Origin of the sequence: Xanthobacter flavus, from assembly GCF_017875275.1 — a bacterium.
GTDB classification, from domain to species: domain Bacteria; phylum Pseudomonadota; class Alphaproteobacteria; order Rhizobiales; family Xanthobacteraceae; genus Xanthobacter; species Xanthobacter flavus_A.
In genome coordinates this window covers 5,049,616-5,071,207 of sequence record NZ_JAGGML010000001.1, presented here as the reverse complement: position 1 = coordinate 5,071,207, position 21,592 = coordinate 5,049,616, and the positions used below count along the sequence as shown (strand labels likewise).

At 70.1% G+C, this 21,592-nt stretch carries 15 protein-coding genes and 1 riboswitch; of the genes, 9 read left to right on the top strand and 6 right to left on the bottom strand.

Annotation, left to right across the window (positions count from 1 at the left end; all coding sequences use genetic code 11):
* Positions 1 to 52 precede the first annotated feature (52 nt).
* Positions 53 to 1,045, bottom strand: coding sequence for a tRNA dihydrouridine(20/20a) synthase DusA (dusA, locus tag J2126_RS23760; protein WP_209489247.1), 993 nt, complete (start codon positions 1,043 to 1,045; stop codon positions 53 to 55).
* 272 nt (positions 1,046 to 1,317) lie between these two features.
* Here dusA and J2126_RS23755 point away from each other — a divergent pair, with 272 nt between their 5' ends.
* The 5 genes from J2126_RS23755 to J2126_RS23735 all read left to right on the top strand — a co-directional run bounded on the left by J2126_RS23755 (position 1,318) and on the right by J2126_RS23735 (position 14,630).
* The gene (locus J2126_RS23755; protein WP_209489245.1) at positions 1,318 to 11,427 is read left to right on the top strand and encodes an autotransporter outer membrane beta-barrel domain-containing protein; all 10,110 of its coding nucleotides are present in this window, start codon (positions 1,318 to 1,320) and stop codon (positions 11,425 to 11,427) included.
* Between the two features lie 124 nt (positions 11,428 to 11,551).
* Positions 11,552 to 11,920 carry a hypothetical protein gene (locus J2126_RS23750; protein WP_209489243.1) on the top strand — a complete coding sequence of 123 codons (369 nt, stop codon included), beginning with the start codon at positions 11,552 to 11,554 and terminating at the stop codon, positions 11,918 to 11,920.
* A gap of 146 nt (positions 11,921 to 12,066) precedes the next feature.
* The gene (locus J2126_RS23745) at positions 12,067 to 12,561 is read left to right on the top strand and encodes a copper chaperone PCu(A)C (protein ID WP_209489241.1); all 495 of its coding nucleotides are present in this window, start codon (positions 12,067 to 12,069) and stop codon (positions 12,559 to 12,561) included.
* A gap of 102 nt (positions 12,562 to 12,663) precedes the next feature.
* A riboswitch (cobalamin riboswitch) is annotated at positions 12,664 to 12,907 on the top strand.
* Positions 12,908 to 12,943: 36 nt separating this feature from the next.
* A complete protein-coding gene (locus J2126_RS23740) occupies positions 12,944 to 13,627 on the top strand; it encodes an energy-coupling factor ABC transporter permease (RefSeq protein WP_209489239.1) in 684 nt (227 codons plus the stop codon).
* A 166-nt stretch (positions 13,628 to 13,793) separates the two neighbouring features.
* Positions 13,794 to 14,630, top strand: a complete 837-nt coding sequence (locus J2126_RS23735; protein ID WP_209489237.1) for an aldo/keto reductase — start codon at positions 13,794 to 13,796, stop codon at positions 14,628 to 14,630.
* Here the strand turns inward: J2126_RS23735 and J2126_RS23730 are convergent.
* From J2126_RS23730 to J2126_RS23710, 5 genes are all read right to left on the bottom strand, one after another.
* A complete protein-coding gene (locus J2126_RS23730) occupies positions 14,627 to 15,538 on the bottom strand; it encodes a cation diffusion facilitator family transporter (protein ID WP_209489235.1) in 912 nt (303 codons plus the stop codon). The two genes, J2126_RS23735 and J2126_RS23730, sit on opposite strands and share 4 nt — an antisense overlap.
* 70 nt (positions 15,539 to 15,608) lie before the next feature.
* Complete coding sequence (locus J2126_RS23725) at positions 15,609 to 16,325, bottom strand: TIGR02281 family clan AA aspartic protease (RefSeq protein ID WP_209489225.1); 717 nt, start codon at positions 16,323 to 16,325, stop codon at positions 15,609 to 15,611.
* Positions 16,326 to 16,331: 6 nt separating this feature from the next.
* A complete protein-coding gene (locus J2126_RS23720) occupies positions 16,332 to 16,568 on the bottom strand; it encodes a DUF1289 domain-containing protein (protein ID WP_245327552.1) in 237 nt (78 codons plus the stop codon).
* Positions 16,569 to 16,628: 60 nt separating this feature from the next.
* Positions 16,629 to 17,417 carry an adenosylcobinamide-GDP ribazoletransferase gene (gene cobS, locus J2126_RS23715; RefSeq protein WP_245327551.1) on the bottom strand — a complete coding sequence of 263 codons (789 nt, stop codon included), beginning with the start codon at positions 17,415 to 17,417 and terminating at the stop codon, positions 16,629 to 16,631.
* A gap of 184 nt (positions 17,418 to 17,601) precedes the next feature.
* Positions 17,602 to 18,129, bottom strand: a complete 528-nt coding sequence (locus tag J2126_RS23710; RefSeq protein WP_394101946.1) for an outer membrane protein assembly factor BamE — start codon at positions 18,127 to 18,129, stop codon at positions 17,602 to 17,604.
* Positions 18,130 to 18,257: 128 nt separating this feature from the next.
* On the opposite strand from J2126_RS23710, the gene J2126_RS23705 reads away from it, so the two are divergent.
* The 4 genes from J2126_RS23705 (at position 18,258) to J2126_RS23690 (ending at position 21,536) form a co-directional block, all read left to right on the top strand.
* Positions 18,258 to 18,821 carry a ubiquinol-cytochrome C chaperone family protein gene (locus tag J2126_RS23705; RefSeq protein WP_209489223.1) on the top strand — a complete coding sequence of 188 codons (564 nt, stop codon included), beginning with the start codon at positions 18,258 to 18,260 and terminating at the stop codon, positions 18,819 to 18,821.
* On the top strand, positions 18,818 to 19,327 hold the full coding sequence (locus J2126_RS23700) for a YceD family protein (RefSeq protein ID WP_209489222.1): 510 nt from the start codon (positions 18,818 to 18,820) through the stop codon (positions 19,325 to 19,327). Before J2126_RS23705 ends, J2126_RS23700 begins: the two co-directional genes overlap by 4 nt.
* Positions 19,328 to 19,494: 167 nt before the next feature.
* Positions 19,495 to 20,565 (top strand): phosphate acyltransferase PlsX, encoded by a 1,071-nt coding sequence (gene plsX, locus J2126_RS23695; RefSeq protein ID WP_209489221.1) that lies wholly within the window; start codon positions 19,495 to 19,497, stop codon positions 20,563 to 20,565.
* On the top strand, positions 20,562 to 21,536 hold the full coding sequence (locus tag J2126_RS23690; protein WP_209489220.1) for a beta-ketoacyl-ACP synthase III: 975 nt from the start codon (positions 20,562 to 20,564) through the stop codon (positions 21,534 to 21,536). Before plsX ends, J2126_RS23690 begins: the two co-directional genes overlap by 4 nt.
* Positions 21,537 to 21,592 lie beyond the last annotated feature (56 nt).

Sequence of the window (21,592 nt, the reverse complement as noted above, 5' to 3'; positions counted from 1 at the left end):
GCGTTCGCAGCAGGCCCGCTGTTCACGCAAATCTCGTGGTGGTGCCGACCGCTCAGGCCGCCAGGCGGTCCCTGCTGCGCACCTCATCGACGGCACCGCGCAGCACATCGAGCCCGGCGCCGGGAATGATGGCTTCCGTCGAGAGGCGGCGGCGGAAGATGCGCGCGCCCTTCTTTCCGCCGAACAGGCCGAGCATGTGGCGCGTGATGTCGGAGAGCCGGCCACCAGCCTCCAGATGCCAGGCGATATAGGGCTCGAACGCCTCCAGCGCGGCGAAGGTGTCCGCGTGCGGCGCCGGGACGCCGTGAAGGACGGGATCCACCTCCGCCAGCAGCTCCGGCGAATGGTAGGCCGCGCGGCCGAGCATGATGCCGTCGAGGCCTTCCGCCTCGCTCAGCCCGTGCGCAAGGCTTTCGAGGCCGCCATTCAGCGCGACCGGCACATGGGGCAGGCGGGCCTTGAGGCGGCGCACGCGGTCATAGTCGAGGGGCGGGATGTCCCGGTTCTCGCGCGGGGAAAGGCCGTTCAACCAGGCCTTGCGGGCATGGACGATGAGCCCGTCGCATCCCGCCGCCAGCACGGCATCGGCGAGGGTGTCGAGCGCTTCCTCGGGATCCTGATCGTCCACGCCGATGCGGCACTTCACCGTGACGGGCAGGGCGACCGCGCCCTTCATGGCGGCCACGCACTCGGCCACCAGCTGCGGCTCGCGCATGAGGCAGGCGCCGAAATTGCCGCCCTGCACCCGGTCGGAGGGGCATCCGACGTTGAGGTTGATCTCGTCATATCCAAAGTCCGCGCAGACGCGCGCCGCCTGCGCCAGCAGCGCCGGATCGCTGCCGCCGAGTTGCACCGCCACCGGATGCTCCGCCTCGGAAAACCCGAGCAGCCGCGCCCGGTCCCCATGGATCACCGCCGGCGCGGTCACCATCTCCGTATACAGCAGCGCATGGCGCGAGAAGGTGCGGTGGAAGGCCCGGCAATGGCGGTCCGTCCAATCCATCATAGGGGCGACCGAGAGCGTAAATGATTGATTTCTAAACATTAGTATCGAAGCTGCTGCCGTTGCGCGGACACGAGGTTAATTTGCCTGCGCCTGTCGCTCGAAGTCGATGGGCCGAGAAGGCCGAGCCCGAGTGGCGCCGCGGCGGATCGTTGATGCCCTCGATATAGTCGATCACGACGGCCTTTGCATGGTGATACAGCCAAGTCGTGGCCGTTCGCCGCCAGCGGCTTTTCGGGGAGACGCAATCGCGCTTATTGCTCTTTTGTCCGGCGGACAGCAATCTCCGACCTCGGGCTTTGCTGGGGGCGGGAATGCCGGTTGGTGGGATTGCGCAGAACCGTGCGCCGCGCGGCGCGGCATCGACCGTCTATGGCGCATCCACCGCGCGCATGCTGCTCTCCACGGCCCTGACCACATCCCTGTGCGGATTGGCTCTTGTGGCTATTCCCGCCGCCGTCCCGCCGGCCACGGCGCAAACCGTCGTAACCATGCCCTTCAGCCAGACGATAACGGGCTCGGCCGGGTCGAACGGGGCGAATTACAACTACGATTTTGAAAGCGCTACCGGCGGCAGCGGCGACAGTGGAGCCGCCATCGGGGCGACATCCATCACGATCAGCGGCGGATCGACCAGCACCTACGCCATAAAGAGCACAACCCAGGGCGGCATGGGCGGATCGGGCGGCGAAGGTACGGTCTCTTACGGGACCGGCTCCGGGACGGGTGGCTCGGGTGGAACCGGTGGCGATGGCGGCACATTCTCGGCAATCCTGGACGGGGTCACGGCCAACCAGGCCAGCGGGACGGTCATCGCCGCCAGCTCCACGGGCGGCGCAGGCGGCGCAGGCGGTTACGGCTTCAGTTATCTCGGCCAGGCATTCGGAGGTTCGGGCCAGACCGGCGGCAATGGCGGCAACGTCAGCATCTCGGTTTCCGGTTCAAACCTGTCATCCCAGGTGGGCGGCATCATCATTTCGACCGTCGGAGGCGTCGGTGGCCTGGGCGGAGAGGGCCGTGGCGCAGCCGATTCCACAGGCGGCAGCGGCGGCAATGGCGGAGACGGGGGCATCGCCACCGTCACGATCTCGTCGTCCACCGTCAGCAGCGGCAGCGGACCGGCCGTCAGCGTGATCTCAGCCGGCGGGACGGGCGGCAACAGCGGCGAAGTGCACGCGCTTGCGGCGGCGACCGGCGGCGCCGCGGGCGCCGGTGGTAATGGTGGCGCGGTGAGCGTCACCCTCTCCAGCGTGACCCTGACGAGCGCGGGCGGAGTCGGCCTGTATGCGGCCTCACTGGGCGGTGCAGGCGGGGCGTCGGCGGAAGCCGATTCAACGACGGCCAACGCCACCGGGAAGGTCGGCGGCGGCGGTGGCAATGCCGGAAGCGTCGAGATCGTTGTTTCCGGCACGATCTCATCGCCGCAATCCGGCATCGTGGCTCAGTCAGTTGGCGGGGCAGGCGGGCAAGGCGGATACGGCTATGGCGGCTTCTCCGATTCCTGGGGCGGCAATGGCGGCGCTGGTGGCAATGGCGGGACCGTTTCCGTCACTGTCCAGCAGCAATCCCAGATCACGACCACCGCAGCATCGGCGTCGGCCATCATCGTCTCCGCCAACGGCGGCGCGGGCGGCTCCGGCGGAAGCGCGAGGTCTGATGCCACGGCCTTTGGCGGCAATGGCGGAACGGGCGGCACAGGCGGAACAGCCAGCCTCACGGTCCAGGGCGGCGTCACCATCACCACCAGCGGCGACGCGGCGCATGGCATCATCGTCTCCGCCAACGGCGGGGCGGGCGGCAACGGTGCGCCCGGTGACGATTCGCTCAACGAGATCGGCGGCAATGGCGGTACGGGCGGCAGCGCCGCGAGCGGCACCGTGGTCAATGTCAGTATCGCGGCCGGCGCAACCGTCAGGACCTCGGGCTATGCCGCGAATGCCGTCGTCGCGCAGAGCCTCGGCGGCACCGGCGCCAACGGCGCGTCCGTGGGCGGTTTCATCACCAGCTCGGGCGGTGTCGCCGGGCCGGGCGGCACCGCGGGCAACGTCTATCTGAAATCCGCAGGCGCGGTCTCGACCACCGGCAACGGCTCGGTGGGCATCGTGGTGCAGTCGGTGGCGGGCGGCGGCGGCAACGGCGGGTCGGCCGATGCGGTCTTCGTCTCCATGGGCGGCAACGGCGCCATCAGCGGCGATGCGGGTTCGGCGACGGGCATCAATGCCGGCACCGTGACCACCACCGGCAATTACGCCCACGGCATGCTGGTGCAGTCGGTGGGCGGCGGCGGCGGAAACCTCGTTATCGGCTCGTGCGGCAGCACGACGAGCGGATGCGTGGCGGTGGGCGGCTCCTCGGCCGGGACCTCCGGCACGGGCACGAGCAGCGGGGCGACGGCGACGAACTCTGGCTCCATCACCACCAGCGGCGCGTTCTCCGACGGCATCCTCGCCCAGTCCATCGGCGGCGGCGGCGGCAATGGCGGCGGCGCGGGCGGTGTCGCCTCCCTTGGCGGGCAGGGCGCCGCCGGAGGCAACGGCGGCACGACGACGCTCACCAACACCGGGACGATCGTCACCACCGGCGACAATGCGCTCGGCATCGTGGCGCAATCGGTGGGTGGCGGCGGCGGACGTGGCGGTGGCGCCATGAGCCTCGGCCTCGGCATCTCGGCGGCCATCGGCGGCAACGGCAGCGGCGGAGGCCACGGCGGCAACGTTTATGTGACGAATACCGGCGCGACCCCGAGCACCGTCACCGTCTCCACCGCCGGCGACTACGCCACGGCCATCCTCGCCCAGTCCATCGGCGGCGGCGGCGGCGCGGGGGGCAGCGCGTCGGGGACGACGGCCGAAGGCCTCTCCCTCACCATTGGCGGCAGCGCCGGCAGCGGCAATTACGGCGGGATCGTCCAGGTGACCAACGCCGCCGGCGTCGTCACAACGGGTGACCGTGCCTCCGGCATCATCGCGCAATCCGTGGGCGGCGGCGGCGGATCGGGCGGCAGCGCGCTGTCGCAGAGCGCAGGCATCTATTTCAGCGCGGCGGTCGCGCTGGGCGGCAGCGGCGGATCGGGCGGCAACGGCGGAAATGCCACCGTCACCAATTCCGGGGTCATCGTCACGAGCGGCCTCGATTCCATGGGCATCGTGGTCCAGTCCATCGGCGGCGGCGGTGGCAACGGCGGTTCCTCCGCCGCCAAGAGCCTGACGGTCGGCGCGGATACCGCGGTCTCGGTGAATGCGAGCCTGGGCGGCAGCGGCGGCAGCGGGGGCTATGGCGAAAAAGCCTATGCCACCAACACCGGCAGCGTCAGCACCAAGGGCGCGGGGGCGACCGGCATCCTCGCGCAGTCGATCGGTGGCGGCGGCGGCACCGGGGGCGATGCCAGCGCGCTCGGCGTCTCGGTGGCGGCGGGCGTGCCCGTCACGGTGTCGGTCACGCTGGGCGGATCGGGAGGCGAGGGCGCGAACGGCGGGCTCGTCAACGTCGACAATTCCGGAACGGTCGTCACCACGGGGAATTTCGCCGACGCGATCATCGCCCAGTCCATCGGCGGCGGTGGCGGCAACGGCGGCGTTGGCACAACCTCGTCCAATGCGGCATCCCTGTCCGGCAAGACCTCCGTCAGCCTGTCCCTTGGCGGCGGCGGTTCCGGCACATCCGCCGGAAACGGCTCGAACGTCATCGTCACCCAGTCGGGTAGCATCGCCACGTCCGGCACCAGCGCACGCGGCATCCTCGCGCAATCGGTGGGCGGCGGCGGCGGCACGGCGGGCGGCGGCACGGCCGATGCCACCGGGGGAACGGTGGACCTCTCGGTGGCGCTCGGCGGCAAAGGCGGCGGCGGCGGAGCAGGCGGCCAGGTTACGGTCACCAACACCGGGCAGATCGCCACGAGCGGCGCCGATGCCGACGCGATCCTCGCCCAATCCGTCGGCGGCGGCGGCGGCACGGGCGGCTCCGCCTCCGGCAAGACCGATACGAAATCAAGCGATCTTTCAGGAAGTTCCTCGTCGTCTTTCACGCTCAACGCGAATCTTGGAGGCGCCGGCGGGCTCGGGGGGAACGGAGAAGCGGTCACCGTCACCTCCACCGCCAGCGGCGTGACGTCCACGGTCCAGCTTCTCACGACGGGCGATCACGCCTCGGCCATCGTGGCACAGTCCATCGGCGGCGGTGGTGGCAAGGCCGGCGCGGCGGCGGGCTCGGCGAGCGGCGGGCAGGCGAGCCTCGATTTCACCCTCGGCGCCAAGGGCGGCAATGGCGGCACCGGCGGTGACGTGACCGTGACCACCGATGCCGTCATCGCGACCAGGGGCGACCAGTCCGCCGCGATCATCGCCCAGTCCATCGGCGGGGGCGGCGGCATCGGCGGCAACACCAACACGGTCGCGACCTCGAAAATCTCCCTCGGCGCCGCCATCGCCGGTGGCGGCGGGAATGCCGATGGTGGCGGCAGCGTCACGGTGACGACGGCGGGCAGCATCTCCACATCCGGCAAGATGTCGGACGCGATCATCGCCCAGTCGGTGGGCGGCGGCGGCGGGATCGGCGGAAGCGCGGGGGCGGACGCCCACGCCTCGGGCAGCCAATCCGTCTCGGCGACGCTGACGCTCGGCGGGGTCGGGGGTGCGGCGTCCTACGGTGGCGTCGTGACGGTCAACAACACGGCGGATATCTCGACCTCGGGCGCGATGTCCAACGCCGTCCTCGCCCAATCGGTGGGCGGCGGCGGCGGCAAGGGCGGCTCGTCCACCGCGAAGGGGTCCGGCGGCAGCTATTCCATCGGTGCCACCCTGGGCGGCGCGGGCGGCGCCGGTTCCCACGGTGGGGCGGTGGCGGTCACCAGTTCCGGCAAGATCGTGGTGACCGGTGATGAATCAAGGGCCATCGTCGCCCAGTCCATCGGCGGCGGCGGCGGCGTGGCGGGCGCCAGCGCGGATGCGAGCGCGGCCAAAACCGCGAGCCTGAGCTTCTCCCTCGCCGGCACCGGCGGCACCGGGGGATACGGCGGGGCCGTGACGGTCACCAGCACGGGCGACATCCGCACCGAGGGCCAGAACGGCACCGGCATCCTCGCCCAGTCCATTGGTGGCGGCGGCGGCAATGCCGGCAGCGCCACCAATGCGGCCAACGGGAAATTCGCGGTGGGCGCCGCCATCGGCGGCACAGGCGGGGGCGGCGGCAACGGCGGCACCGTTACCGTCACCCTCGACAATGCCAAGCTGGGCAGCCTCGTCACCACCGGCAACTCTGCGGACGGCGTGCTGGCGCAATCCATCGGCGGCGGCGGCGGCAACGGCGCCGCGGGCTCCGGCAAGGCAGACGGCGCGGGCGGCAACAGCGCTTCCCTCGATGTCGCCGTGGGCGGCGGCGGCGGTTCCGGCGGCACCGGCGGCAACGTCTTCATCAACAACGGCAGTGCGACCACCGACGGCGTCTCGATCGCCACCTTCGGCACGGGGTCCAACGGCCTCGTGGCGCAGTCGATCGGCGGTGGCGGCGGCAAGGGCGGCGCCTCCACCTCTTCGAGCGCCACCAAGGGATCGTCCTCCACGGCGAGCCTGTCGGTCGGGCTCGGCGGCAATGGCGGCTCCGGAAATACGGCCGGCAACGCCTATGTGAACACGGTGGGCGGCACCATCGTGACGGCGGGGGACCACGCCTCGGGCATCGTGGTCCAGTCCATCGGCGGCGGCGGCGGCATGGCGCTTGCCACCCACGCGGCGGCGGAATCGACCAGCGCCGAGGCGGTCGTGACCGCGACCCTCGGCGGCGCGGGCGGCTCCGGAAACACCGGCGGCATCGCCGAGGTGAACAACGGCGCCGGCATCCTCACCCAGGGGTCCTTCAGCTACGGAATCCTCGCCCAATCCATCGGCGGCGGCGGTGGACAATCGGGCACCTCGGGCGGAGCCGCCAACGGCGGAACGGCGAATGTGAGCCTCGCCCTCACCGGCTCCGGAGGGAGCGGCGGGGCGGGTGGCACAGCCTCGGTCTACACCTCGGGCAGCGTCTACACGCTGGGGCACGGCTCGACCGCCATCCTGGTGCAGGCCATCGGCGGCGGAGGCGGCGCGGCCGGCAGTTCCGACAATGCGGCGACGGGAAAGATCAGCATCGGCGCGGCGGCCGGCGGAACGGGGGGCGCGGGCGGTGACGGCGGGCTCGCCACCGCCGTGCTGTCAGGCACCGGCGGCGGCAAGATCATCACCTCCGGCGACGCGGCGGACGCGGTGCTCGTCCAATCGATCGGCGGCGGCGGCGGATCGGCGGGCGCGGGCACCGGCAAGGTGGATGGCAAGGGCGGCAACGGCCTCGGCCTGTCGGTGGACATCGGCGGCGGCGGCGGCAGCGCTGGAAATGGCGTATCCGCCACCATCATCAACGGCACCGGATCCGACCCCGGCTCCACCGCCTTCACTGTCGTGACGCTCGGCACCGGCTCCAACGGTCTTGTCGCCCAGGCCATCGGCGGGGGCGGCGGCAAGGGCGGCGCCGCATCGTCCACCGCGTCGGGCAGCGATGCCGCGAACCTCTCCGCCAATCTCGGCGGAGGCGGCGCGACGGGCGGAAACGGCGGCCTCGCGGGCGTGGTCAACGCCGGCCTCGTCCAGACCCAGGGCGACCACGCCAGCGCCATCGTCGTGCAATCCATCGGCGGGGGCGGCGGAAACGCGGTGTCCACGGTCTCGACCGCCTCGGGCCAGAGCGCGAAGCTCAATCTCAGCGCAAGCCTCGGCGGCAGCGGCGGGGGCGGCGGCAACGGCGGCGAAGCCAGCGTCACCAATTCCGGGACGCTCGTGACGATGGGCGATTTCGGCCACGGCATCCTCGCCCAGTCCATCGGTGGCGGTGGCGGCGCTGCCGCCGTGACGGGCGACAGCGGCACCGGCGGCTCGGCCACCGTCTCCCTCTCCCTGAGCGGAAGCGGCGGCAGCGGAGGCTTCGGCTATTCGGTGGCGGTCTACAACACCGGCAACATCTCGACCTCGGGCACGGGCGCCAGCGCCATCCTCGCCCAGTCGGTCGGCGGGGGCGGCGGCTTCGCCGGCAGCGCCCAGAATGCCACCAGCGGCCAGATCGCGGTGGGCGGCATTGTCGGCGGCACGGGCGGCAGCGGCGGCAATGGCGGCGGCGTCATCGTGTCCGCCCAGGCGGATGTCACCGTCTCCACCACCGGCGGGGCAGCGGACGCCATCGTCGCCCAATCCATCGGCGGCTCCGGCGGCGTCGGTGGCGCGGGCAAGACCAAGGCGGACGGCAAGGGCGGCAACGGCTTCAGCCTGTCCGCCGCGGTGGGCGGCAGCGGCGGCTCGGGCGGCAACGGCGGCACGGTCGAAGTGCTGTTCGGCAGTGGTGGCAACGCCCTCGTCGCGACCAGCGGCCACGATTCGGCGGGCATCCTCGCCCAGTCCATCGGCGGGGGCGGCGGCAAGGCCTCCGTCGCCACCTCGGCGAGCGGCTCCACCGGGGCCGCCAGCGTGGGCGCCACCCTCGGCGGCACCGGCGGCGGGGGCGGCAACGGCGGCAACGTGACCGTGACCGTGGATGGAAGGATCCAGTCGCTGGGCGCCGGCTCGGACGGCATTCTCGCCCAGTCCATCGGTGGCGGCGGCGGCAATGCGTCTGCGGCCAACAGCACCGCGAGCGGCGGCCAGAACACCGTGACCGCCACCCTGACGCTCGGCGGCGCCGGTGGCGTCGCGGGGAATGGCGAGACCGTCACGGTCAACCAGCAGGGCACCATCCTCACCAAAGGCGACCTGTCCAACGGCATCGTGCTCCAGTCCATCGGCGGCGGCGGCGGTCGGGCCTCGACGGTGGCGACGGATTCCGGGAACGGATCGTTCGCGGCCACCGTGGGCCTCGGCGCATCGGGCGGGGCGGGCGGCGCCGGCGGGGCGGTCTATGCGAACGTCTCCGGCGTCATCCAGACCTTCGGCGATGCCTCGATCGGCGTTTTGGCGCAGTCCATCGGCGGCGGCGGCGGCATCGCCGCGACCAGTTCATCGGCGACGGGCGGCAGCCATTCGGTGGCGCTGACTTTGGGCGGCGATGGCGGCAGCGGCAGCACGGGCGGCCTGGTCACCATCGATCTTTCGTCCACCTCGGTAATCCGGACCTCCGGCACCAATGCGTTCGGCGTCCTCGCCCAGTCGATCGGCGGCGGCGGCGGAATGGGTGGCACCGCCTCCTCGGACGCAACGGCCGCCGTGGCGTTCGGCGGCGGGGCTGGAAGCGGCGGCAATGGCGGCGACATCTATGCCCTCGCCGCCGGAACCATCGTGACCAGCGGGCAGGGCGCCTCCGCCATCTTCGCCCAGTCGGTGGGCGGCGGCGGCGGCATCGGCGGTTCGGCGGCAAGCGCTGCCTTCTCCCTTCAGGACGGCATTCAGGGCACCGGCGGCGGCAACGGGAACGGCGGCGCCGTGACAGTGACCGTCACCGGCGTCGCGAGCACCTCCGGCGCCAACGCACCGGCCATCGTCGCCCAGTCCATCGGCGGCGGCGGCGGCATGGCGGCGACGGCGGGCGGCGTCGGACTGGGCACCGCGGGCGGCTCGGGCACCGGCGGGCCGGTCACGGTGCTGGTTGCCGGCAGCGTCATCGCCACCGGCGACAATTCAGCCGGCATCTTCGCGCAAAGCCTCGGCCCGAGCGGAAACGGCCAGATCCAGATCCTTGTCGCCGATGGCGGCGTGGTGCGGGGCGGGGCGGGCACCTCGGCCATCGTGCTCTCGGGCGGCGAGCAGAACACGGTGACCATCGCGCAGGGCGGGACAGTGACCGGCCTCGGCGGCTCCGCCGTTCAAGCGGGCATTGGCGACGACACGGTCATCAACAAGGGCACGCTCAACGGCAGCGTCGATCTCGGCGGCGGCACCAATGGCCTCATCAACGAGACCGGCGCCACCTTCAATTCCGGTACCCTTGTCAGCGCCACATCGGACACGGGGCCGACCCTGCGGAGCGCGGGACTTTCGGCGCCGGGTTTCACCAACCACGGCACCGTCAACCCTGGCGGCCTGGGGGTGATCGCGACCACCAATGTCGCCGGAGGCATCGGCTCCGATGGCGTGCTTCAGGTGGACGTGGATTCGGCCTCCGCCCGCCACGACCAGATCCGCGTGGTCGGCGGCGCGACCATCAGCGGCACAATCGATCCGCGCGCGTCCAGCATCGCGCCTCAGGACAGCTACACCATCCTGGTGGCCGACCAGCTCACCGGCACCGCCGTCGCCAAGGACAGCGGGCTCGCCTACAGCTGGGCCGTTCATGCGGACGCCACCTCACTCACCATCAGTCCCATCGCGCACTTCCTGCCGCAGGGCATCTGGCTGTCGTCAAACGAGGCCTCAGTCGGCGGTGGCCTTCAGCGAGTGTGGGACACCGGCGATATCGGCGGCATGTCCAAGGTGTTCAACGGCCTCATCGACGTGAGTTCGCCGCTCGCCTACCAGAGCGCGCTGGGCCAGCTCTCCCCGCAGTTGCTGCAGGCGCCGGCCGGGCTGCGCATCGGCGAGAGCCAGGCCTTCCTCGACCGCACCATGAGCTGCCCGGTCTTCGTGGCGCAGAGCACCCAGCTGAGGGAGGACAATTGCGCCTGGGCGCGCATCATCTACGACCGCACCAGCCAGTCCACCACGGCGCAGATGGCGGGCTTCGCCTCCGACAGCGTGATCTTCCAGGCCGGCGTGCAGCGCGAGCTTGCCACCGACTGGTTCCTCGCCTTGTCCGGCGCCTACCAGCAGTCCTCGGTCTCCAGCACCAGCGGCTGGTTCTCGTCGAGCGGCAACGGCGGGGATATCGGCGTCGCCTTGAAATACCAGACCGGCCCCTGGCTGTTCTCGGCCGCGCTCGATGCCGGCTGGGTGTCCTACGACAACACGCGCATCATCGGCCTCGCGGGCGGGCAGGCCACAAGCACGTCCGATGTCTACAACCTCACCGGCCGGCTGCGGGCGGCCTACGAGTTCACCTACTCCAACTTCTACGTCCGTCCGCGCGTGGACCTCGATGTGGTGCATGTGGAGATGCCGGCCTTCACCGAAATGGGCCTGACGGGCGCGGAGCTGGCGTTGCAGGCCTCAAGCCTCACCACCTTCATCGCCACGCCGGCGGTGGAGTTCGGCGGCCGGATCGACCTGCCGGACGGCATCGTCCTGCGGCCCTACATGACCCTCGGCGCCTCCTTCGCCTCCAACGACGCGTGGCAGACCACCGCCCGCTTCCTGTGGGCGCCGCTCTCCGCCGGCAGCTTCACCACCACCACGCCGATCCCCAACGTGCTCGGTAATCTGGACCTCGGCCTTCAGGCCGTGACCCGCGACAATCTGGAACTCAAGCTGGAGTACGGGCTCAACGTGGGCCAGGACTTCGTGTCGCAAAGGGGCGTGGCGCGGCTCGCCATCCACTTCTGAGGGGCGTGGCCAGGGGCAGCGGGCCGACGCCGCGTGGCGGCGGATGACTTTCCACGCCGCGCCGTTAACATGCCGGCCCATGGTCGAGGTTCGGGAGCGACGGGTGGCGCACTGGCGGAGGGCAATGTGGATACGCGGCGCGCTCAGCGTCGTGCTCGCCTATGCCTTCCTTTTGCAGCTGGTGGTCGCCGGTCTGGCCTTCGATCGCTCCGGCGCCATGGACATGGCTGCCGGCACCGATGGCAGCGTCCTGTGCATCGGCACGGCCGACGGGCAGGGTGGCGATCCGTCCATGCCGCGGGCGGACCATTCCGTCTGCTGCGCCTTATGCGCCGGCCATTCTCCGGCCCCGTTACTGCCCGCCGTCGCCGGGGCGGGGATGCCGGTTGCTTCGGATCATCGACCGGGCGCCCTTCCGCTCGCCGGCATCGAGGGGACGGGCCGGGACCGGCGCGAGCCGCGTTCGTCCCAGGGGCCGCCGCTGGCTGGCTGACGCTGTCTCGCGTCCTTTCCTTTAGCCGTTGCGGGTCTCCGCGCACCCCGATGCGCTGGCACCGCGCCGCGCGCGATCCCTTTCATCCAGCCCTTCACTCCATCCCGCCGAGCGGCAGCAGCCCCCGGCGCCATGCAGGAGTACACATGTCCATCTTTCACCTCACCCGCCGCACCATCATCGCCGCCGCCATCGCCACCGCGGCGCTGGCCGGCGCCGCCGTCGCGCATGACTTCAAGGCCGGGCCCCTGCAGATCGACCATCCCTGGTCGCGCGCCACGCCCGGCGGCGCCACCGTCGCCGGCGGCTATCTCGTGGTGAAGAACACGGGAACCGCCCCCGACCGCCTCGTCGCCGCCACCGCGCCGTTCGCCGGGCGCGTGGAAATCCACGAAATGAGCATGAAGGATGGCGTGATGGTGATGCGTCCCCTGCCGGACGGTCTCGCCATTCCGGCCGGGGGCAGCCTCGAGCTGAAGCCCGGCGGCTACCACATCATGTTCCTCGACCTGAAGGCCCCGCTGAAGGAGGGCACGCTGGTGGACGGCACGCTGACCTTCGAGAAGGCCGGCACCGTCCCTGTTCAGTTCAAGGTGGAGGGCATGGGCGCTCAGGGCAGCGGCGCCCACTCCAGCCACTGACGCGGAGCTTCCCGCCCCGAGCGGCAGGATGCGCGCCCGGCGAAGGCCACGGCGCGCGTCCCATTGCTACGGGATTGCTTGACAGGGCGGCGGCGTTCGGTGCCTGCTGCGCTTGCGAACGGTGCTCCGGCTGCCTCGGCATCCGGAGTGAAACGGGAATGGGGTAGGGCGGGATTGCGCGGAGAATCATCCGCGAGATCCGGCCGAAGCCTCAACCGCCCCCGCGACTGTAAGCGGCGAGCGATCTTCCAGCATGCCACTGGCCACAGCCCTTCGGGCCGGCCGGGAAGGCGGGGGTGAGCGTAGACCCGCGAGTCAGGAGACCGGCCGGTCGCATGATGAACCCCTCGGGCCGTCGGGTGAGACGGCAACGGAGACGAACATGCATATCGAACCCGGACTCGTGGACGGGGCCAAGATCGGCCTCAGCTATGTCACGGCGGCCGCCGCCGGCGGCTACGCCCTCAAGCTTGCCTATGAGGCGGCGCGTGAGCGCGGCGTCCTCTCGCTGGCGGGCCGCACCCTCGCCACCACCGCCCTCGTCTTCTCCTTCTTCGAGGTTCTGCCGCACTATCCGGTGGGTGTCTCGGAAGTGCACCTCATCCTCGGCTCGACCCTGTTCCTGATGTTCGGCGCGGCTCCGGCGGCCCTCGGCCTCGCCTTCGGCCTGCTCGTCCAGGGCCTGTTCTTCGCGCCGTTCGACCTGCCCCAGTACGGCATGAACGTGACCACGCTGCTGGTGCCGCTGTTCGGCGTCGCCGCCGTCGCGCGCCGCATCGTCGCGCCGGGCACGCCCTACGTGGAGCTGAAGTACGGCCAGGCGCTCGCCCTCTCCACCACCTATCAGGCCGGCATCGTCGGCTGGGTGGCGTTCTGGGCCATCTATGGCCAGGGCTTCGCGGCGGAGAACGTCGCGTCGGTGGCGACGTTCGGCGGCGCGTACCTGCTCGTCATCATCGTCGAGCCGCTTGTGGACCTCGCTGTCCTCGCCGCCGCCAAGGCGCTGCATGGTGCCTTCAAGGGCGGCAGCCCGCTGCTGGAGCGCCGGCTCTACGACGCGGCCTGATCGCGCTCTTTTTAGAGACAAGGCGAACGCCGGCGGTGCTCCCGCCGGCGTTCTGCGTCTCAGGGCGGGGGCCAAGACGGTCGGAGCACTCTCTGGACCTCGCTCACGCAGCCGCTATGGTCGCCCGAAATCGGCCAGCGGCCAGTCGAATGCCAAGGAACCGGCAATGAGCAAGACCGTGACCCTTCCCAGCGGCGAGACGGTGCCCGCCCTCGGCCAGGGCACCTGGTACATGGGCGAGCGCTCCACCGCCCGCGTCGCGGAGGCGAACGCGCTCCGGCGCGGGATCGACCTCGGCCTGACCCTTATCGACACGGCGGAGATGTATGGCGATGGCGGTGCCGAGGAGGTGGTGGGCGAAGCCATCGCCGGACGTCGGCACGAGGTGTTCCTCGTCAGCAAAGTCTATCCGCACAACGCCAGCCGGGCGGGCGTCGCCGCCGCCTGCGAGCGCAGCCTGAAGCGGATGAAGACCGACGTCATCGACCTCTACCTTCTCCACTGGCGCGGCAACCATCCCCTGTCCGAGACCATCGCGGGGTTCGAGGCGCTGCAGAAGGCCGGCAAGATCCGGCATTGGGGTGTGAGCAACCTCGATACGGACGACATGGAGGAGCTTCTTGCCGCCAGGGGCGGAACCGCCTGCGCCGCCAATCAGGTCCTGTACAATCCGAGCCGGCGCGGGCCGGAGTTCGCCCTGTTTCCGGCCTTGCGCGCCGCCCGCATTCCCATCATGGCCTACAGCCCCATCGAGCAGGCCCGCCTGCCGCGCAACGGGGCTTTGGGCGCCGTGGCGAAGAAGCACGGCGTGGACCCGTTTCAGGTCGCTCTGGCGTGGGTGATGCGGAGCGGCGATGTGATCGCCATTCCCAAGGCGAGCCGCATCGAGCATGTGGAGATGAACGCCGCCGCGCGCGATCTGGCGCTCGATGCGGACGACCTCGCCGCCATCGACAAGGCCTTCCCGCCGCCCCGGCGCAAGGTCGGGCTGGAGATGCTCTAGGTCGCCTCGGTCGCCGGATCATAAGGCGCGGCGATCACCACCACGTCGGCATCGGGAATGGCGGCGGTCAGCGTCTGGCGCAGGCCCTCCGTCACCGAGCTGACGTCGGCGATGGTGCGATCCGGCGCGAAGCCCACCGTGATCTCCACATAAGCGACACTGCCGGATTTGCGGGTCCGCACGCCAATGAGCTGCTCGTAGCGGTCGAAATTGGCGGCGAGCGCGGCGTTCACCTTCATCTGCAACGGTTCGGCGAGCGCGCGGTCCAGAAGGTCGGGCAGGGCTTCCGAGATCATGCTGCCGCCGATGACCAGCATGAAGGCCGCGCCGATGAGCCCGCCGATATCGTCGGCCACCAGCGCCACCTTGGTGTGCGGAAGCAATACGTCGAGGGCGACGCACACCACCACCGTCACCGAGGCGATGGCCTTGGCGATGCGCGCGCGGAACTGGCTGAGCACGATGATGGACGTACCCGCGCGCGTCGCCCGCCACAGCGGAACCAGCGGCGCCAGATTCGTGAACAGGTTGTAGATGACAAGACCCAGAGCGGCCGCCACCCAGAAGGGTGGCAGGGGCTCGGATTCAGTCGAATCCATCACCTTGATGAGAATGAAGACGGCCGCCAGCAGCAGCAGCACGCCGATGGCTGCCGCCAACATGCGCTCGAGCTTGCCGATGCCGAAATCGTAGAAATAAAGGCGGCCGCGATGGGCAGCGCGCAGCGTCAGCAGGGCGAGGCCCTCCACCAGCAACAGCAGGCCGCCGCGCAGCATCTCCGCCAGCATGGCCAGGGAACCGATCCGCCACACCGTGACGAGGTAGGGGACGAAGACGCTGAAATCGAGAAGGATCGCGAACAGGATCGCGCGTTCCTTCTGGAGATCGGTCGCAGTGGGGACGCGCATCGGGGTTCGCAGATCAGGCGGGGTGGACGCCCGAAAACCTAACCGAGGCGGGCAGCGAGCGGAAACACAATCATTTGCCGCCGCGCATCACGAGCTTGTCGCCGCGGAACTCGAAGCCCTCGAGCCGGGACAGGAAGCTCATGCCGAGGAGGCTCGTGCGCAAGGCGCCGGCGGGCGAGACGAGGGCGGGCACGCGGCGCTCGACGATGCTGCCGATGGTGATGGTGTCCAGCACCACGGCGGCGGCGCGGGTGCGGCCGGCGGCGGTATCGACGGGCACGTCATATTTCAGGAAATCCACCGGCAGGCCCACCGCCTGCGCCGCCTCATGGGTCAAAACGACGGACGAGGCGCCGGTGTCCACCAGCATGCTCACGCCTGAGCCGTTGATTCCCGCGCGCACTGCGAAATCGCCGGCCGCCCCGCGCGTGACCTCCACCATGCTCGTGCCGGTCTGCGCGAGGTTCACCGCATAGCCCGGCGCAACCTCGGCCAGCACCTTGCGGCCGACCTGGGCGAGGGGATCGCGATAGGTGTAGCCGAGCGCCAGCATCGCCGCGAGCACCAGCCAGAAGGCGGCCGCCATGAGCGATTCGGCGATCCGCCCGCGAAAGACCGACCACGCCGCCGCGCCGATGAAGATCGCGATCGAGAGCTGACCCACCAACGCGCCGAACTTGTTGATGTCGATGCCCGCCACCTCGCCCTGCTCGTGGTTCACCGCGAGGATGACGCCGCCGGCGAACAGGCCGATGAGGAGGATCCAGAGAAGACGGTCGCTGCGCATGGCGGCCTATTCCATGAACGCATCCGGCGCCGTCTCCTTGAGACGCGCCAGCCGGTCCGGCAGGACAGCCATGATCCGCTCCCGCGCATCCGGCGAGAACGAGGCCCAGCCGCCGATCTCCCGCAGCGTGCGTCCGCAGCCGATGCACAGGCCGCTCAATGGCTCCACCACGCACACCTTGATGCAGGGCGAGCGGATGGCGCCGGGGCGGGAAACGGTCCGGGGGTCTGACGGCTGGGTCATGGCTGCGCGGTCGGGCGCTCGGCTCCTTCCGGCTGAGGCGGGGCGGGAATCGCCGCTCGCCTACCGTCCGCCGAAGATAAGCACGCCGAGGAGGAACACAATCACCGCCACCTGCTGGGTGGCGCCCGCCACGTCGCCGGTCTGTCCGCCGATGAGCCGGGCCGACAGGCGCATCATCACGAGCAGCACCAGCGCAGGGCCGATCAGTCCGGCAAACGCGGCACCGATGCCGAAGGAGGCCACCATCAGCACCGAAACGATGAGCGCCGCGACCAGCGCACAGGACAGCGCCGCCGCCTCCGAGGGCCGGCCGACGGACGCCCCGGCGCCATCGGTGCGGGCCGGCGGCAGGGCAGCGATGAGCAGCACGCCGGCGGCGCGGGAGGCGGCCTCGCCGGCAATGAGGACCAGGCCCGCGCGGAGCGGTCCCACCGACAGGGCAAGCGCCTCCAGCGCGCCGATCCGCAGCAGCAGGCCCAGCAAAAGCGCGGTGGCGCCATAGGTGCCGATGCGGCTGTCGCGCATGATGGTGAGCTTGTGGATGCGGTCCCGCCCGCCGCCGAGGCCATCGGCGGTGTCGGCCAACCCGTCCTCGTGGAAGCAGCCGGTGGCGAGCGCCAGCGCCGTCACCGCGAGCGTGGCGGCAAGGAAGGCCGGCAGCTTCAGGGCCATGGCCAGGATGAGGACGAGCGCCCCGATAAGGCCCAGCACCGCGCCGGCCACCGGCACGGCATAGGCGATGCGGTCGATGTCGGGGGCCGCGAAAGCGGTTTCGTCCCGGGCCGGCAAGGGCAGGCGGGAATAGAAGCGCAGCGCGGCGGCGAGGTCCTGTCCGAGTGTTCTGGCCATCGGTTCGGGCTCGTCGCTCCGGGCAGGCATTGCGAAGGGAAAAGCGTGGCGTAGGGCAGGACGTCCCGAAGGGGCACGGGCTCCGGCGCCGCCCCTTGGGAGCGTCATTCGCGGCTGAGGTCAAGGTCTCCTCAGGTCGCTGTCCGGCGCGCGCGATGCGCGGCCGGACTGTGCTGATACCAGATCAGAAGGTGATGAGGCCGATCAGCTGACGGATAAGGCTCAGCTCCTCGCCGCTGGTGGGCGTGGTCTGCGACACGAAGTCGAACACCTTGCCGTCCTTGATCCCGTACTGGGCGACGCGCGTCACCCGCTTGTTCTTGTCGAAATAGACCGCCAGCACCTTCTGCTCGGTGATTTCCGGCTTGAGGAAGGCGACCCGCTGCTGGGTCTGGGAGATGTAGAAGAAGGCGTCGCCGTTCAGGGTCGCGACCGTCGACGGGGTGCCAAGCACCAGCAGCACCTGTTCCTGGCTCGATCCGACCGGGACCTGCTCCAGCGCACCCTCCGCCAGCACGTAACCGCGCTGATAGGTGCGAACGACACCGGTGAGCTGGCCGCCCGTGCCGTTCACGGCCACCTGGTCGCAGCCCGTAAGCGCCATGCCGGCGAGCAGGAGGGCGGCGGTTCCCGCAAGGCCAAGCCTCCGGCTCGTGGTGTTCCGGCCGTTCCCCGTGTGCTCCTGGCTCTTTTCTCGTGACGCCACACGCATCCCCATCATTGTGCTGTGAACAGTGCCCCGAAGCGTCGCCTCGGCTACCGCCCCTTGCCATGCGGGCGATGGCGCGTTACGCCGCTTGCCCGTTCAACTCCTCGCCGGACCTTGGCCCGGGATTTTAAATGCTGAACCTGTTCCGCTCGTTAAAGCGTGCCAAGTCCCGCGAGACCATCGAGCGCCTGTATGGCGCGATCGTGGCACAGTCGCGGCGGGCGGAGTTCTACACCGACTTCGGCGTTCCCGATACGCTGGAGGGACGCTTTGAAATGGTCGTGCTCCATACCGTGCTTGTCTGCCACCGCCTGAAGGGCGGCGACGACACCGCGCGCGCCATGTCGCAGGAGATTTTCGACGCCTTCGCGGCCGACATGGACAGCACCATGCGCGAGCTGGGCGTGGGCGATCTCACCGTGCCGAAGAAGATGAAGAAGATCGGCGCAGCCTTCTACGGCCGTGCTGCGGCATATGATACCGCGCTCGCCGCCCCCGGCAACGCCCTCCTCGCCCAGGCCCTCGCGCGCAATATCCTCGGCACGGACGAAGCGTCGCCGCGCGCCGAGCCCTTCGCGGCCTACGTCCGCGCCGCCGTCGAACGCCTTGAGGCGACGCCTTTTGAAACCTTCGCCCGGGGCGAGCTGCTGCTGCCGCCCCCCGAACACGGGCGTGCGCCGGAGGCCGGACAATGAGCGACCTTCCTTATTCCCACATGATTTCCATCGCCGACCTCCCGCCGCTCGGCCTCCACCTCAAGCTGGAGCCCGACGCCGCGACCACGGCGGTGCTGGCCCGCCATGTGGGTGTCCTTGAGGCCGAAGGCATCCTGGCGACCCTTCACATCGTTCCCCAAGGCAAGGAGGGGGTCCACGTCTCAGGCCGGCTCCGCGCCACCGTGCGCCAGACCTGCGGTGTTACGCTGGAGCCGTTCGACGCGCCCATCGACGAGGAAATCGACGTCCACTTCGCCCCCGCCGGCACCTATAAGCCTTCCGAAGAGGATGAAGAGAACGGGATCGATCCGCCCGACGAGATCGTCGACGGCCGCATCGATGTGGGCGCGCTCGTGTGCGAGTTCCTGGCGCTCGGCGTCGATCCCTACCCGCGCAAGCCCGGCGCGGTGTTCGAGCCGCCGGCGGAGGATCCCGCCGCGCTGTCGCCCTTCTCGGCGCTCTCGCGGTTGAAAGACAAGGAGTGAACAGCGTCCCGGGGCAGTTGCGATGGCGCGGCGACGCGCTATTGTCCGCGCGCCGCACCGGCCACGGCTGCGACGGGACATGATTGCCGGGATTTGTTGCGATCCTCACCTTTTCCGCCAGGGCAGTGCCCGCCGCCATTCGATCGAAGCAGGGATTTAAGCCTGAGATGACCGTAGCCGTCCGCATCGCCGTCGACGCCATGGGCGGCGACCATGGACCCGCGACGGTCCTTGCCGGAGCGGAAATTTCCCTGGGACGCCATCCGGATACCAGCTTCCTGCTCTACGGCGACGAGGCCCGCATCCGCGAGGTGCTCAAGAGCCACCCCAAGCTCGCCGCCGCCTCCCGCATCGTCCACACCGACGTGGTGGTGGGCATGGACGACAAGCCGAGCCAGGCGCTGCGCCGCGGCCGCTACAAATCGTCCATGTGGAAGGCCATCGACGCGGTGAAGATCCATGAGGCGGATGTGGCCGTGTCCGCCGGCAACACCGGCGCGCTGATGGCCATGGCCAATTTCAACCTGCGCACCATGCCGGGCATCAGCCGCCCCGCCATCGCCGCCATTTGGCCGACGCTGCGCGGCGAGACGGTGGTGCTGGATGTGGGCGCCTCGATCGGCGCCACCGCCAAGAGCCTGGTCGAGATGGCGATCATGGGCTCGGCCATGGCGCGGGTTCTGTTCGACATCGAGCGGCCCACCGTCGGCCTGCTCAACGTGGGGGTCGAGGAGATCAAGGGCGTCGAGGAGGTCAAGGAAGCCGCGCGCATCCTCCGGGAGGAGGAGGGGGCGGTGAACTACCACGGCTTCGTCGAGGGCAACGACATCGGCGCCGGCACAGTGGACGTGGTGGTCACCGAGGGCTTTTCCGGGAACATCGCGCTCAAGACCGCCGAGGGCACGGCCAAGCAGCTCGCCTCCTACCTGCGCTCTGCCATGAGCCGCACGCTCAGGGCCAGGATCGGCTATCTCTTCGCGCGCGACGCTTTCCGTGTGTTGAAGGAGAAGATGGACCCGCGCCGGGCCAACGGCGGCGTCTTCCTGGGATTGAACGGCATCGTCATCAAGAGCCATGGCGGCACCGACGCGAAAGGCTTCGCCGCCGCCGTCGACCTCGCCTATGACATGGTGCGCCACGAGCTTCTGGCGCGCATCGAACAGAGCCTTACCAGCCGCAGGGCGCAGGAGATTTCCGAGCGCCGGCCGGAGGCCGCAGGGGCGGAAGGACAATCGTGAGCGGTATCAGGTCCGTCGCCCGGGGCACCGGGTCCTATCTCCCCGAGCGGGTTCTCAGCAACGCCGATCTCGCGGCGCGCATGGACACGTCCGACGAATGGATCGTGCAGCGCACCGGCATCCGTCAGCGGCATATCGCTGCGGAAGGTGAATTCACCTCCCACCTCGCCATCAAGGCGGCCGAGCGGGCGCTGGCGGCATCCGGCCTCACCGCCGCCGACATCGATCTCATCGTCCTCGGCACCGCGACGCCGGACCAGACCTTCCCCGCCACCTCCGTGACGGTGCAGGCCGAGCTGGGCATCACCCGCGGCGCGGCCTTCGACGTGCAGGCGGTTTGCTCCGGCTTCGTGTTCGCGCTCGCCACCGCCGACGCCTATCTGAAGACGGGCGCCTTCAAGCGGGCGCTGGTGATCGGCGCCGAGACCTTCTCGCGCATCCTCGACTGGGAGGACCGTGGCACCTGCGTCCTGTTCGGCGACGGTGCCGGGGCGCTGGTTCTGGAAGCCGTGGACGCTACGGCGGCCGGCAATTCCGGTCTCCTGACCTCTCACCTGCGCTCGGACGGCCGCCATCGCGCCAAGCTGTATGTGGACGGCGGACCGTCCACCACGGGCACCGCCGGCCATCTGCGCATGGAAGGCAAGGAAGTGTTCAAGCATGCGGTGGGCATGATCACCGACGTGATCGAGGATGCCTTCGCCGCCACCGGCGAGAGCGCCGCCAGCATCGACTGGTTCGTGCCCCATCAGGCCAATCGTCGCATCATCGACGCCAGCGCCCAGAAGCTGGGCATCGCGCCGGAGAAGGTGGTGACAACCGTCGACCTGCACGGCAACACCTCCGCCGCGTCCATCCCCCTGGCACTCGATGTCGCAGTGCGGGATGGCCGGATCGCCAAAGGTGATTTGGTATTGCTAGAGGCGATGGGGGGCGGATTCACCTGGGGGTCGGCACTGATCCGCTGGTAGGCCACATAAAGCGTTGACCTTGTTCGGCCGGCGCGGCTAGTTTGCCGGACGCCGTT